This window comes from Bartonella sp. AD13SXNS, assembly GCF_042196465.1.
Lineage (GTDB): Bacteria > Pseudomonadota > Alphaproteobacteria > Rhizobiales > Rhizobiaceae > Bartonella.
In genome coordinates this window covers 127981-141728 of record NZ_JBHIQI010000003.1, presented here as the reverse complement: position 1 = coordinate 141728, position 13748 = coordinate 127981, and the positions used below count along the sequence as shown (strand labels likewise).

The window sequence follows — 13748 nt, the reverse complement described above, 5'->3', positions numbered from 1 at the left end:
AATTGTTACTATAGCGAAATATTTAACGCATACTCCTTGCTCTGATATAATGTCTTTTGAGTTACGTCAAGAGAAAATAAAAACTTATAAAAACAGCATCTTATGAATGAGGTATTATAATACTACCTTGTAAGAAGTTTATAGACAATTTAAATTTAAAATGAATGCTGCAAAAGACTATTTTATCTTTAACGCATGATTGTATTTTATTGATCTTCATTATAAAAATAAATAATGATGCAGTGGTCTCGTTATTTTCTCAATGTTGAATTTTCTGCTTGTGGTCAAGCTTGGGTAGATGCCCTTGATGTTCAAGGGATAAATAATGCGCGCGCTATTTCTCAAAAGTTTGGTTTTCCAGATCAGTTAGCTCGAGTACTTTCGGCAAGAGATGTAGATGAAGATGACGCTGTTGCTTTTATTAATCCAACATTGCGCACGCTTATGCCTGATCCAGAAAGTTTTAGAGATATGCAGTGCGCAGCAGAGCGCATTGTTAAGGCTCTTTTAAATCAAGAGAAGGTTGCAGTTTTTGGTGATTATGACGTTGATGGTGCTTGCTCATCAGCACTCATAGCACGTTTTTTTCGTTATTTTGGTATTGAAGTAAAAATTTATATTCCTGATCGTATTGTTGAAGGCTATGGTCCGAATGAACAAGCAATGAGGATGTTAGCGCAAGAAGGTGCCCGTTTAATTATCACCGTTGATTGTGGTGCGAATAGTCCAGATGCAGTAAAAGCGGCGAGACTTTCAGGTTCTGATGTTGTGATTTTAGATCATCATCAAATGTCAGAGATTCATCAAGAAGCGGTTGCTCTTGTCAATCCTAATCGCCCTGATGATTTTTCTCAACAGGGGCATTTATGTGCAGCGGGCGTTGTCTTTGTTACGTTGGCTTGGGTTCATCATTTACTGCGGAAAAAACAATTTGAAGGGCAGCTGCCTGATCTTTTGGGTATGCTTGATCTTGTTGCATTGGCAACCATCTGTGATGTTGTTCCATTAAAGGGTGTTAACCGCGCGTTTGTAGTAAAAGGGATTCAAGTTGCTCGTTCTATGCATAATCTAGGAATAGCTGCTTTAACAAAGGTTGCACGGATAGGGGAGCCGCTTAATAGTTTTCATTTAGGCTTTTTATTAGGTCCTAGAATTAATGCAGGAGGGCGCATTGGTGATCAAGCTTTGGGAGCACGTTTGCTTAGCTGTGAGAATAAAGATGAAGCGGACAGAATAGCAGAACAATTAGATCGGCTTAATCAAGAACGACAAGAAATGGAGAATATTCAATTAGCACAAGCGGAATCCTATATTGCTTCTCTTTATCAAGGTCAAGAAACACCATTGTCACTTGTCATTTCTCATAAAGAATGGCATCCGGGGATTATTGGTATTCTTGCTTCCCGCCTCAAAGAGCGTTTTTTTTGTCCTGTTTTTGCTATTGCTTTGAAAGAAGATGGAAATGGCGTAGGGTCAGGACGCTCAATTAATGGTATAGATTTAGGAGCAATCGTTCGTGAAGCTGTTACACTCAATTTATTAGAAAAAGGAGGGGGGCATAGTATGGCAGCAGGAATTACAATTCAATCAACAAAAATTGAAACCTTTCGAAAATGGCTAGAAGAAAAAGTTTCTTTAATGGTTTCACAGTTGCGTGCAAAAAAGTCTCTTAAGATAGATGGTTCTCTTTCTGCTTCTGGTGCCAATAAAACGCTGTTTGAATTGCTTGAAAAAGCAGGTCCATTTGGGACAGGGAATGCAACACCTGTTTTTGTTCTTCCCTCTCATCGATTGATAAACTTATCTGAAGTTGGTAAAGGACATCTTCGCCTCATTGTCTCTAATATTGAGGGAAAAAAACTGCAAGGAATAGCTTTTCATGCTGTAGGGACATCGCTTGGTGATTTTCTTTCTGAAAATATTGGTGAAATGATTCATTTAGCAGGTCATCTTAGTTTGAATTATTGGAATGGAACGATCAATCCGCAACTGCGCGTGATTGACGCAGCCGCAGTGGTTTGAAAGGGATATTTTTTACATTAGATGTCTAGATTAGAAGCAAAAGTAGAATTTTCTTGTATGAAACGAAATCGTGCTTCTGGTTTTGTTCCCATGAGATTTTCTACAGTCTTTTTCGTTTCTTGCAGTTCCACGGCATCAATAGAAACACGAAGCAATGTACGTTTTTGAGGATGCATAGTCGTTTCTTTAAGTTGTTCTGCGCGCATTTCACCTAGCCCTTTAAAACGCCCAATTTCGATTTTAGCTTTTCCAGTAAATTCAGTTTTGAGCAATTCATCCTTATGAAGGTCGTCACGAGCATAAGCAACTTTTCCTCCTTGTGATATTCTATAAAGGGGAGGGACGGCGAGATATAAATGTCCCTGACGAATAAGGTCGGGCATTTCTTGAAAGAAGAAGGTAATGAGCAGTGACGCAATATGAGCACCATCAACATCAGCATCTGTCATGATGATAATACGTTCATATCTGAGATCTTTTTCACGATACTTGGAGCGTGTTCCACATCCAAGAGCAAGGATAAGATCACTAATTGTTTGGCTTGAGTTCATTTTTTCATGTGCAGCACTGGCGACATTTAAGATTTTGCCACGAAGAGGTAAAATTGCTTGGTTTGCTCTATTTCTTGCTTGTTTAGCAGATCCTCCTGCTGAATCCCCTTCAACAATGAATAGTTCAGCACCCACAGCATGGTTCTGGCTACAATCTGCAAGTTTACCAGGCAGACGTAATTTACGGACAGCAGTTTTTCGACTTATTTCTCTATCTTGGCGTCGTCTAACACGTTCTTCAGCACGTTCAATAACCCAATCGAGAAGTTTTGTTGCTTCTTGCGGGGAATTTGCTAACCAATGATCAAAAGGATCGCGGATTGCATTCTCAACGATACGCTGTGCTTCAATGGTTGCTAATCGATCTTTTGTTTGTCCAACAAATTCAGGGTTACTGATAAAGACTGAAAGTATTGCGGCTGTTGAAATCATAATATCGTCAGACGTAATAATCGCTGCGCGCTTGTTTCCTATTAACTCAGCGTAGGATTTCAATCCACGCAAAAGAGCTTGGCGTAATCCTATTTCGTGTGTTCCGCCTTCTCCTGTAGGAATCGTATTGCAGTAAGATTGCACACAAGAATCACCACCATGCCAAGCGATCGCCCATTCAACGGAGCCATGGCCGTTATTTTGTTGTGTTTTGCCAGAAAAAATTTCTGACGTTACTCGATATTCATCTTTTAGTGACGAAAGTAAATAGTCTTTAAGCCCATTGGGAAAATGAAAAACAGCTTTTTCAGGAATATTTTTTGCGCCTTCAAGTATGACGGGATCACAAGACCAGCGAATTTTTACGCCACCAAAAAGATAGGCTTTGGAGCATGTCATCTTATAGATTTTTTCTGGATCAAAAGCTGCTTTTTCACCAAAAATTTCATGATCAGGATGAAAACGAACGCGCGTACCACGACGATTATAAACATCTCCCAGATCTTCCAATCCAGATTGAGGAATACCACGTGAGAAACGTTGGCGGTAAAGTTTTCGTTCTCGTGCAACTTCAACTTCCATATCATCAGAAAGAGCATTGACGACAGAAATTCCTACTCCATGAAGTCCACCAGCAGTTTGATAAGCCTTTCCATCAAATTTTCCCCCTGAGTGGAGTTGTGTCATAATAACTTCAAGAGTCGATTTCTCAGGCATTTGAGGATGATTTTCGACAGGAATACCCCGTCCATTATCTGTAACGGTTATATAACCGTTCCTATCTAATGAGACCTCAATAGAATCTGCATAACCCGCAACAGCTTCATCCATCGCGTTATCAATAATTTCGGCAAATAAATGATGAAGCGCTTTACTGTCTGTTCCACCAATATACATTCCAGGGCGTAAACGTACCGGCTCTAAACCCTCAAGAACTCGAATAGAGAGGGCATTATAGTCATCTTCTTGCGTATCTTTTGCACTTTTTCTTGAAATCATCGCGTTTGATTTCATTGGAGACTGCAGAGTGTTTTCTTTTGTATTTACCCGAGATTGGGCTTTATTTAAAACACTAAAAAGATCCTTTTTGTTATCGCTCATAGCGTTTAACTATCCACCTCATCAAATAAAATATTCATTAAAATAAATTTTATGCCTGTTTTTTATTTAAAAATCAATGCACTTAGGAAACATCAATTGTTGGACCAAAAATTTTTTCAAAAGCGTGTTTGAGAGCAATATCAATATCATGCATTGCTACAGGGCAACCTAGATCAAGAAAGCTTGTTACACCGTGGTTTGTAATTCCACAAGGAACAATTCCTGAATAATGGGCTAAATTAGGATTAACATTGATAGAAACTCCATGAAAACTTATCCATTTGCGCACTCGAATGCCAATAGCTGCAATTTTATCTTCGGAAGAAAGATCATTTTGTGTTGATGGGCAATGAGACTGTTTAACCCAGACACCAACGCGATCTTCTCTGCGTTCGCCTTTAATATTAAAGTTGGCAAGCATCTGTATGATCCATTCTTCTAATGCACTAATGAAAGCACGAATGTCTTGTTTCCGGCGTTTAAGATCAAGCATGATATAAGCAATACGCTGTCCTGGACCGTGATATGTAAATTCACCTCCACGTCCTGCTTCATAAACAGGGAATAAATTAGGCGCCAAAAGATCTTTTTTATTGGCACTCGTCCCCGCTGTATAAAGGGAAGGGTGTTCGAGAAGCCAAACTTGTTCATGCGCAGTTTTTGCAAGAATTTTTTCTACACGTTCTTGCATGTAACGTAAAGCTTCAGGATACTCAACTAGATGATCGCTTATTTTCCATTCAACGGGTGGATTTTCTAGAATTGCATTAAAATGATGTGATAAGTGATTACGATCTGTATGTTTCAATTCACATGTCATGGGTAATATTTATCTTGATGTTTGAGTTTGTATTGTAATCAATAAAAGTGATTACAGAGTAAGGTATAGAATTGTTGAATAAAAGAGAATACGTTCATAAAATTTTATCTTAAGAAGATTTGCTACGCTTAAAAATCCACGTTCCTTTTACCATCTTCCTGTTGCACCGCCACCACCTGATGATCCACCACCACCCCTAAATCCCCCTCCACCTCGAGGACCTCCGAACCTTCCACCAGGATATCTGCCACCGGCACTTAAGTTAAGAAACCAAGGTGTGAAGATGATCCCCAGCCAGAGATACTTTTGTGGACCCACTTTTTTACCAAAAATCATTGCAAGAATGGGCAAACCAACGACTATAAAGAGTATGAGAAACATGATTGTATTTATAATCATTTCTTCTTTTTCAGCTTGTTTACGTTGTTCTTCAACGATTTTAGCTTTTTCTTTGATGCGAAAAGTAAAATCAGAATCACTTTCTGTAATAACTTTGATAATTGCATCAACTGCTTCAGCAATTCCTTTTTGATAATTTCCTTCGCGAAAATTAGGAATCATGAAGCTATTAATAATGACAGAGGAAAGAGCATCTGTTAGCTCTCCTTCCAAACCATATCCAACTTCGATACGTGCTGTGCGTTCATTCGGTGCAATGACCAGTAATACACCATTATTGATCTTCTTTTGGCCTAATCCCCATGTACGAAAAAGAGAATTGCTGTATGTTTCTATATCATTGCCCGAAAGAGTAGGGAGTGTCACAAGAACAATTTGATCTCCCGTTTTCTCTTCGATTGCTGCCAGTTTTTTTGTCAAGCCTTCCTTGGTTGCATTATCGAGCAAATGAGCCACATCATTAACATAACCTGTTAAATGAGGAAATTTTATTTGCGAACAAGCGATACTTCCCAATGCAGCAACTAAATACAGAGAGCAGATAAAAACCCATAATTGTGAAAATACAATACGTTGCAAAGAGTATCGAAATGATTTCATTAATTAAAATTAACCTTTGGTGTTTGTTGGCTATCAGTATCGATGGTAAAAGTTGGCATAGGTTTAGCATCACGAAACCATAATTTTGCCCAAATCATCGTCGGCATTGTTTTGAGTGCAGTATTGTAGGCACGTACTGTTTCAATATAATCGCGGCGTGCAACGGAAATACGGTTTTCTGTTCCTTCTAATTGTGATTGAAGAGCAAGAAAGTTCTGGTTTGCTTTAAGATCCGGATAGTTTTCAACAACAGCCATAAGCCGCGAAAGTGCACTTGATAAATTTGCTTGATTTTTGAGATATTGCTGCATAACTTCTGGATTATTCAACATATCTGCATTAATGTTGACTTGCGTTGCTTTAGCACGTGCTTCAATTACATTGGTGAAAACGCTTTGTTCATGAGCTGCGTAAGCTTTAACTGTTTCTACAAGATTGGGGATGAGATCTGTACGACGTTGATATTGATTGAGTACTTCACTCCATGCTGCATGTGCTTTTTCTTCATTTGTTGGTATCGTATTAAATCCGCACCCACTTAAAAATGGCACTAACCATGCCAAAAAAATCACGATTGGCAATTGTTTTAATATTTTAAACATTGAAGAAGTTTGTACATTTAACATAAAGATGTCTCCACAGATATTTTATGTATTATATAGGGTTTATTTTCTTGGTGGAAAGTATTTTGAACTTTATAAACAGGTGTATTTATCAATAAATTGATATCTCTATGCGTTTTAGATACGCTTAAGTGGCTTGTTGATATCAAAATAATAATGGTAATATAGATATTATCTTATAAAAGATCAATAATATTTATATCAATTATTATTACGGAAAATTATATTATTTTCGTAGGAGTTTTGGGTTTCACAACGTGCAGATAACAATTGGAAAAGAGAAAAATGTAAGTATCAATCTTATGGAAAGATAGAAGGTAAGGGCAGTTCTTATTTTCCTCCTTTAGAAGTTATGTTTAATACATTGGACAAAAAGGGCTTTTTAATTATGTATGGTAGTAATTGTGAAGGAGGGTGAAAGTCCTATGATAGAAATTGTTCAGCGGCAAAGTGAAAAGTTTGATGGATTGGCTAATGATTATGATCGTTATCGTCCTCGCTATCCCCTTACTTTATTTAAGACTATGCTCTTTCCTTTTAAGAACAAAAAGAATTTGTCCATCGTGGATGTAGGCGCTGGGACAGGATCGCATTAGAGGGGATTGTTAAATTTTTAGGCAACGAGCACCAATATCATGCTATTGATGTATCGGCAGATATGATTAAGCAGGGACGAAGAAAATTTCCGAACGTGCGGTGGTATCAGGGCCGAGCTGAAGATCTATTGCCTCAAATAGGCAAGGTAGATCTTATCGTTGCAGCGCAGGCATTTCAATGGATGGATCGCCCTAAGTTGCTTTGCGCTATTTCAGATCAACTTCGAGCCAATGGTGTCATGGCAGTTGTCTAAAATAATCGTGATTTCAAACATAGTGAATTTCTAGAAGCTTATGAGACATTGTTAGAGAAGATGAGTCCAAATTATTCCCGTTATTATCGTAATTTTGATTTTTTACAGGAAATGAGTGATGGCTTTGGGGTAAAAGCAGAAAAAATTTCTTTCCATACGCATAATTGGACGATGATGATCCCGTCTAAATCTTTTATTGGAATGAGCCGCTCTTCAACGCAAGCGCAACGCGCTATTGCGAGCTATGGAAAAGAATATTTGCGGCAATTGGTTGCATTGATAAAACAATATGAAGTGCAGGGAAGTTTGGAGATTTTGTATCGAAGTGAGCTCTATATGTATGCAGGATAATCTGATATCGATGATCCCTTTTAAGACCTTATAGCACATCAGAGCAGGTGATGTTCAGGAAATTTATACATTATTAAGGTGCGTTTTTTGAGGGGGGACGAACAGCTTTTTCTTCCTCAACATTTAAATTGATGCCTCGTTACATATAATCTTCATTATCCACTTGAGATATGTAGGAGTTCTTAATAGAAAATTTTATGAACTGATTATAGCATCAAAGTGCTTTTCTTTCCTGTAGTTTAACAACAGATTTTTATAAAATGGGAAGAGCTGGCGTAAATAAAAATATTCGGTAATTCTTTATTTTATAATTATTTTTTACTGTTAAATGAGCGTTTTATTAAAATAGATTTTGATAAAAAACTAAAAAAGTATCTCAATCAGAATTTGGGAGTAAAGAGGGTGGAAGGCTTTGGAAAGCCTATGAATACTCGATAAAAATGGCTTATCTTTAAAAACCAACTAATTTTGAAATTAGCTCTAAAATCAGCTTCAAATGACGAAAAAAGAAAAATACGTCATGAAGCATTTCTATTTTTTTAAATATATAAAATAAAAACAATATATTAATTAATTTTTTTAATGTAAAAAACGAGCTTTATCTTCTATTTTAAATAATGGGTTAGGCTGAGTTTTTGTGTGATTTTATTGAACTTGTGTTTTTCAGGTTTCAATCTGGCGCTTTGAATATAATTTTAGAAGTGGTAAAATAAGTTCAATCTCTTTTCTATGTTGATGTTTTGAATAAGTTTTTTAATTTTTCATATATAGCTCCATTGCGCGTTTTACTTTCTCTTCAAGGGAGAGTTTAATTTTACAATCGTGATAGATGGTGTAGGCTATTGATCTAAGTTTTTTCATAAGTCTAGTGGGAATAGTTTATGACTTAAAATCCACGACCTTTGTGGGGCTTGTAAATATCTTATCTTCATCTGTCTTTAATTATTCTGCTTTTGGACAATGCCTTTGTTTTAAGGAATAGTTTTAAAAAAGGCTTTTCGTTTAAAGAGTCGTTATAGTTTTTTGTTTTATAGGTTTTATAGAAAGATCAATAATGTTAAGCATTGTACTTTAATGAACGAAGAAAGAAAATCATGATGATTACACTAAAACCGGGCGAGGTAACGCTTAGTGAACTTAAAGATATTTATTTTAATGGAGAAGTGAGTAAACTTCATAATAATACGCATTTAGCTATCGAGAAAGGAGCGCAGCGCATTGCTGAAATTGCTGCTGGAAGTAAGCCAGTGTATGGTGTTAATACTGGTTTTGGGAAATTGGCTTCCATTAAAATTGATGCGGACAATGTTGCTGTTTTACAGAGAAATCTTATTTTGTCCCATTGTTGTGGGGTGGGAGAACCTTTAGCAGAAAATATTGTGCGTTTGATAATGAGCTTAAAGCTTATCTCTTTAGGAAGAGGGGCTTCAGGGGTTCGTCTAGAATTGATAAATTTGCTGGAAAATATGCTTGCAAAGGGCGTCATTCCTGTCATCCCTGAAAAAGGGTCTGTTGGCGCTTCCGGTGATCTCGCCCCACTTGCTCACATGGCGGCTGTTATGATGGGAGAGGGAGAAGCATTTTTTAAAAATATTCGTATGAGTGGAGCAGCTGCGTTAGAAAAAGCGGGATTGTCCCCTATTATTTTAAAGGCAAAGGAAGGTCTCGCTCTTATTAATGGGACTCAAACCTCAACAGCCCTTGCACTTGCCGGTCTTTTTCGAGGTTATCGGGCATTGTGTGGTGGATTGTTGGCAGGAGCTTTGACAACAGATGCCCTCATGGGGTCAACGGCGCCATTTCATCCTGATATCCATATTTTACGAGGACATTATGGGCAGATTGCCGTATCGAAAACATTAGAAAAACTTGTAGAGGATTCAGAAATTCGTGCAGCACATCTACGAGGTGATGAGCGTGTACAAGATCCTTACTGTATACGTTGCCAGCCACAGGTGATGGGGGCATGTTTTGATATTTTGTTAGCCGCAGCAAAAACACTTATTATTGAAGCAAATGCTGTTACAGATAATCCATTGATTTTAAGGAATGGTGAGGTTGTATCAGGTGGGAATTTCCATGCAGAACCTGTAGCATTTGCTGCAGATCAGATCGCTCTTGCTTTGTGTGAAATAGGATCTATTTCTCAACGGCGTATTGCTCTTATGGTTGATCCAGCAATTTCTTACGGTCTTCCAGCTTTTTTAGCGCACAACCCAGGTCTTCATTCAGGTTTTATGATTGCTGAAGTAACAGCAGCTGCTTTAATGTCTGAAAATAAGCAAATGGCCTATCCTGCTTCCGTTGATTCAACACCCACTTCAGCTAATCAAGAAGATCATGTTTCAATGGCTTGCCATGGCGCTCGTCGGTTATTGGTAATGAGTGAAAACCTTTTTACACTTATTGGCATTGAAACGCTTGTTGCAGCACAAGGAATTGAATATCGTGCACCTTTAAAAACAAGTACTTTTTTGCAATCTGTTATGGAATGTTTACGCAACAATATTGCCTCTCTTAAGGAAGATCGCTATATGGCCCCAGATCTTCATCAAGCACATATACTCGTGCGTGAAGGACATTTATTATCTGTTTTACCAGAAACAATTTTTCCTTCATTAAGTTTTCAATAATATTTGTTTTAAAGCAAATGATGAAAGGCGGATATTGAATTTTGAAACTTCTTCATATGACAATATAGAAGATCAGTACTATAGTTTAATTATTTAATAAATTATGTATTTATTCCTGTATATATCTGTTATTTGTAGCCAACTAGATACTTTAAATGCTCTGATTTATCATCATAATTTTATAGAAACTATAAAGTTGAATTTTATGTCAGATTTTTTAATATAGTTTAAATAATATACACAAATTGTATATTGAAATATTATATTTTTATAAGTATAAATTATATTATAGGAATTTTATTAATTAAAAATAAATAACTTTATTGTATGTTATTTTTATTTATTAATACTTTATGAATTTTATATTTCATTTTTGGTATTTTAAATAAAAAAGGAGAAAGAAATGTTTAAAAGTGCTCGCTTATGTATTTTAATAACAGTTCTTTTTTTTTCTAAAATTCTTGAGATTCATGCAAATTTTAGGAGAGCTAGCTTTCCAGAGGAAGTTTTCATTATGATAATGGCCCAAGAGAAAGAGCCTCTTATTTTAGCGAAAAACAAAGATTTTATTGCTATCTCAGGGCAAACTCCCAGAGAGAAGGAGGATACTATCATCGGACCAACAATCAAAGATGCTCTTTTTACCATATATTTTTTTTTCATTGGAAAGCTTGTCGTTAAGGCAGCTGGAGTCTTTAAAAGATGGGTTGTAGATAGATTTTCTCATGCTTTTGGAAACTTGCGAGATTCGTATTATCATTAATTGAGCTATTTAATTGGCGTAAAAAGTTTGTTTTATGGACTCAAAGAGAGTTTGTTTAAAGTAACAAAAAATTAATTGTATGCATAGTTAATGCGTTTGTTATGAATTTTTAGGCTTCTATTTCGGTGCACTGAAATAGAAGTCTAAGATTTTAGACTACATTAAGGTTGATTTTCTCTGTAAAAAACTAGAGAATACGAAATGAATTAAATGACGATTATAAAAAAATTCATTATCACTTTATTTGAATAAAATAATACGAAATTGCAGGCTATAAAAGCTGAATAATTCGCAATAAAAGTATTTTTTTATTGTTTAGAGCAAAGTGTTGGACTGGCTGGTCTTCGATGTTTTTTGAAGTATATTTGTGAAAGAAACATGAGGCTTTATTTATCTTAGAGCTGTTATTGCGGTGTGGATTGTTAGCATTTCAAAAAGTAAGGACAGAAATGGCAATAAATGAACTGAAAAGAGGGATGAGTAAGCGCCAAGTTATTTTTTTAGCTCTTGGATCTGCTATTGGAACAGGTCTTTTTTATGGGTCTGCACAGGCAATTAAACTTGCAGGTCCAAGTGTTTTGATTGCTTATTGTATTGCTGGTTTGGCTATTTTTATGGTTATGCGAGCTTTAGGTGAGATGATACTTCATAATCCATTGCCTGGTTCTTTTGCCCGTTATGCGGCAAATTACATATCACCATTAGCAGGTTTTTTAACGGGATGGACATATGTATTTGAGATGATTCTTGTTGGTTTGGCTGATATTACAGCTTTTGCGACTTATATGGGTTTTTGGTATCCTGATGTTGCTCCTTGGGTATGGGCTCTGAGTATTACGTTAATCATCACCGGTATTAATTTAGCTGCTGTAGAAGTTTATGGTGAACTAGAGTTTTGGCTGTCTTCTATTAAAGTGATTGCTATCGTTGCGATGATTATTTTAGGAATAGCAATTATTTTTTGGGGGTGGGGTGAAGGTGCAGATTCTTCCACTGTTACTGTTCATAATTTATGGAAGAATGGTGGTATTTTTCCCAATGGTTGGTTTGGTTTTTTAGCTTGCTTTAGTGTTGTTGTTTTTGCTTTTGGTGGCATAGAAATTATTGGCATGGCAGTCATGGAAGTTCAAAACCCTCATCAGACGATTTCAAAGGCAATTAATTCTACTCCAGTTCGTATTTTGCTTTTTTACGTCATGACGTTAGCTATTTTAATGTCTCTTTATCCTTGGAATGAGATTGGTCTTCTAGATAGCCCTTTTGTATCCATTTTTGAAAATCTTGGGATTTCATATGCAGCAAATATTTTAAATATTGTTGTTGTTACAGCGGCTATTTCGGCAATGAATAGTGGAATGTATGGTGCTTGTCGTATGATCCATGGTTTATCGCAAGAAGGTTATGCTTTAAAAAAGTTTCAATATTTATCAAAAAACGGTATTCCAGTTTTTGTTATTTTGATGATTTTTTGTATTTTTCTTTTTGGTGCTGTCCTTAATTATTTTTATCATGAAAAGCTTTTTTTTCTTATTGCAGCAATGGCCACATTTGCGACAGTTTTTGTTTGGATGATGATTCTTCTTTCGCAAATTTTCATGCGGATTAAGATGCCTAAAGAAGCACAGAATGGTTTAAAATTTCCAATTCCATTTTGGCCAATAGGATCGATTTTTTCTATTTTATTTATGGTTTTTATTTTTATTCTCTTATGGTATTTTGATGAAACACGGCCAGTTTTAATTATAGGTTTTAGTTGGATTTCTTGGCTTGTTATTTGTTTCTATGCACTTAAACTTTATAATTTTAAGCAAAAGAGACAGCAATAAAATGTGAATGGAGATAAAACTCAAAACAAATAGCTGATGTCATCAGGAGAACAGATGTTTGATTGTTATTCTCTAAAGGTTAAACAATCTAGATTGAAAAAATATGCTCGTTATTATTTTGTTTTGGAAGTTTTTGTGATCCATTACTTATGGTAACCACCAAATCGTGTAAATATTAGGTGTTTTCTAATGGTGAGCTGCGCCATCAATATAAGCGTTTCATGTTAAAATGCTAATAGTGCGAATAGATTTTACGAGGGATAAGGTTATAGGGAGATATCTTTTTCTAAATCTATTAATGAAGTTTTTTTCACAAAAGAAGTTATTGTAAGAATTATGTTTATTATTTTATTCATTTTTCTTTTATCTATACTCAACTCAATCAATAAAATGTTTTATAAGCTTTTTTAAAAATTAATTTTTTAAATTTTGTTGTTTAAGAAACTGCTATTCTTTTAGAAACAAAGATAAAATTCTTATGCATTTCCCTTGAAAAGAAGGGTGGAATCTTGAAGGTCTTTTAAAAGGATATTTGGGTTATTATGGGGTAAAGGGGAGATGTTTTTTCCATTTCTATTATTATTTTTTGATAGAGGGCTGGTGTTGATCAAAAACAGCGGATAACGAAGCCATAGGGGCATTGTATCATTGTGTTTGCAAAAGCTGCAATAGAGAGCAGCAAGGTATCACACTAAAATCTCATAGAAGAGTAAATTTAAGATAATGATGAGCATGTGGCAGTTTTTTTTACGATTCTTGTTGTTATTGCAGTCAAAA

At 35.9% G+C, this 13748-nt stretch carries 8 protein-coding genes and 1 pseudogene; 5 read left to right on the top strand and 4 right to left on the bottom strand.

Annotated features, from left to right (window positions below; all coding sequences use genetic code 11):
- Positions 1-237 precede the first annotated feature (237 nt).
- A complete protein-coding gene (gene recJ, locus ACFIMQ_RS03840) occupies positions 238-2022 on the top strand; it encodes a single-stranded-DNA-specific exonuclease RecJ (RefSeq protein WP_375616295.1) in 1785 nt (594 codons plus the stop codon).
- Between the two features lie 17 nt (positions 2023-2039).
- Here recJ and parE read toward each other — a convergent pair whose 3' ends face one another.
- The 4 genes from parE to ACFIMQ_RS03820 form a co-directional block, all read right to left on the bottom strand.
- Positions 2040-4106, bottom strand: a complete 2067-nt coding sequence (parE, locus tag ACFIMQ_RS03835) for a DNA topoisomerase IV subunit B (protein WP_375616195.1) — start codon at positions 4104-4106, stop codon at positions 2040-2042.
- Between the two features lie 82 nt (positions 4107-4188).
- The gene (gene lipB, locus ACFIMQ_RS03830) at positions 4189-4926 is read right to left on the bottom strand and encodes a lipoyl(octanoyl) transferase LipB (protein WP_375616196.1); all 738 of its coding nucleotides are present in this window, start codon (positions 4924-4926) and stop codon (positions 4189-4191) included.
- Between the two features lie 147 nt (positions 4927-5073).
- On the bottom strand, positions 5074-5925 hold the full coding sequence (locus ACFIMQ_RS03825; protein WP_375703434.1) for a TPM domain-containing protein: 852 nt from the start codon (positions 5923-5925) through the stop codon (positions 5074-5076).
- Positions 5925-6551 carry a LemA family protein gene (locus ACFIMQ_RS03820; RefSeq protein WP_375616198.1) on the bottom strand — a complete coding sequence of 209 codons (627 nt, stop codon included), beginning with the start codon at positions 6549-6551 and terminating at the stop codon, positions 5925-5927. The genes ACFIMQ_RS03825 and ACFIMQ_RS03820 overlap by 1 nt, the downstream gene beginning before the upstream one ends.
- A gap of 385 nt (positions 6552-6936) precedes the next feature.
- Between ACFIMQ_RS03820 and ACFIMQ_RS03815 the strand changes: the two are divergent.
- The 4 genes and pseudogenes from ACFIMQ_RS03815 (at position 6937) to ACFIMQ_RS03800 (ending at position 12971) form a co-directional block, all read left to right on the top strand.
- A pseudogene (locus ACFIMQ_RS03815) lies at positions 6937-7749 on the top strand (class I SAM-dependent methyltransferase).
- A 1094-nt stretch (positions 7750-8843) separates the two neighbouring features.
- Complete coding sequence (gene hutH / locus ACFIMQ_RS03810; RefSeq protein WP_375703433.1) at positions 8844-10382, top strand: histidine ammonia-lyase; 1539 nt, start codon at positions 8844-8846, stop codon at positions 10380-10382.
- A gap of 403 nt (positions 10383-10785) precedes the next feature.
- Positions 10786-11145 (top strand): hypothetical protein, encoded by a 360-nt coding sequence (locus ACFIMQ_RS03805; protein ID WP_375616201.1) that lies wholly within the window; start codon positions 10786-10788, stop codon positions 11143-11145.
- A 449-nt stretch (positions 11146-11594) separates the two neighbouring features.
- Positions 11595-12971: an amino acid permease gene (locus ACFIMQ_RS03800; protein WP_375703432.1), complete on the top strand. Its 1377-nt coding sequence runs from the start codon at positions 11595-11597 to the stop codon at positions 12969-12971.
- Positions 12972-13748: the final 777 nt, after the last annotated feature.

Coding starts and splice junctions, on each gene's coding strand:
- ACFIMQ_RS03825 (WP_375703434.1), bottom strand. CDS start 5,925: ATGAAATCATTTCGATACTCTTTGCAACGTATTGTATTTTCACAATTA.
- recJ (WP_375616295.1), top strand. CDS start 238: ATGCAGTGGTCTCGTTATTTTCTCAATGTTGAATTTTCTGCTTGTGGT.
- ACFIMQ_RS03800 (WP_375703432.1), top strand. CDS start 11,595: ATGGCAATAAATGAACTGAAAAGAGGGATGAGTAAGCGCCAAGTTATT.
- hutH (WP_375703433.1), top strand. CDS start 8,844: ATGATGATTACACTAAAACCGGGCGAGGTAACGCTTAGTGAACTTAAA.
- parE (WP_375616195.1), bottom strand. CDS start 4,106: ATGAGCGATAACAAAAAGGATCTTTTTAGTGTTTTAAATAAAGCCCAA.
- lipB (WP_375616196.1), bottom strand. CDS start 4,926: ATGACATGTGAATTGAAACATACAGATCGTAATCACTTATCACATCAT.
- ACFIMQ_RS03805 (WP_375616201.1), top strand. CDS start 10,786: ATGTTTAAAAGTGCTCGCTTATGTATTTTAATAACAGTTCTTTTTTTT.
- ACFIMQ_RS03820 (WP_375616198.1), bottom strand. CDS start 6,551: ATGTTAAATGTACAAACTTCTTCAATGTTTAAAATATTAAAACAATTG.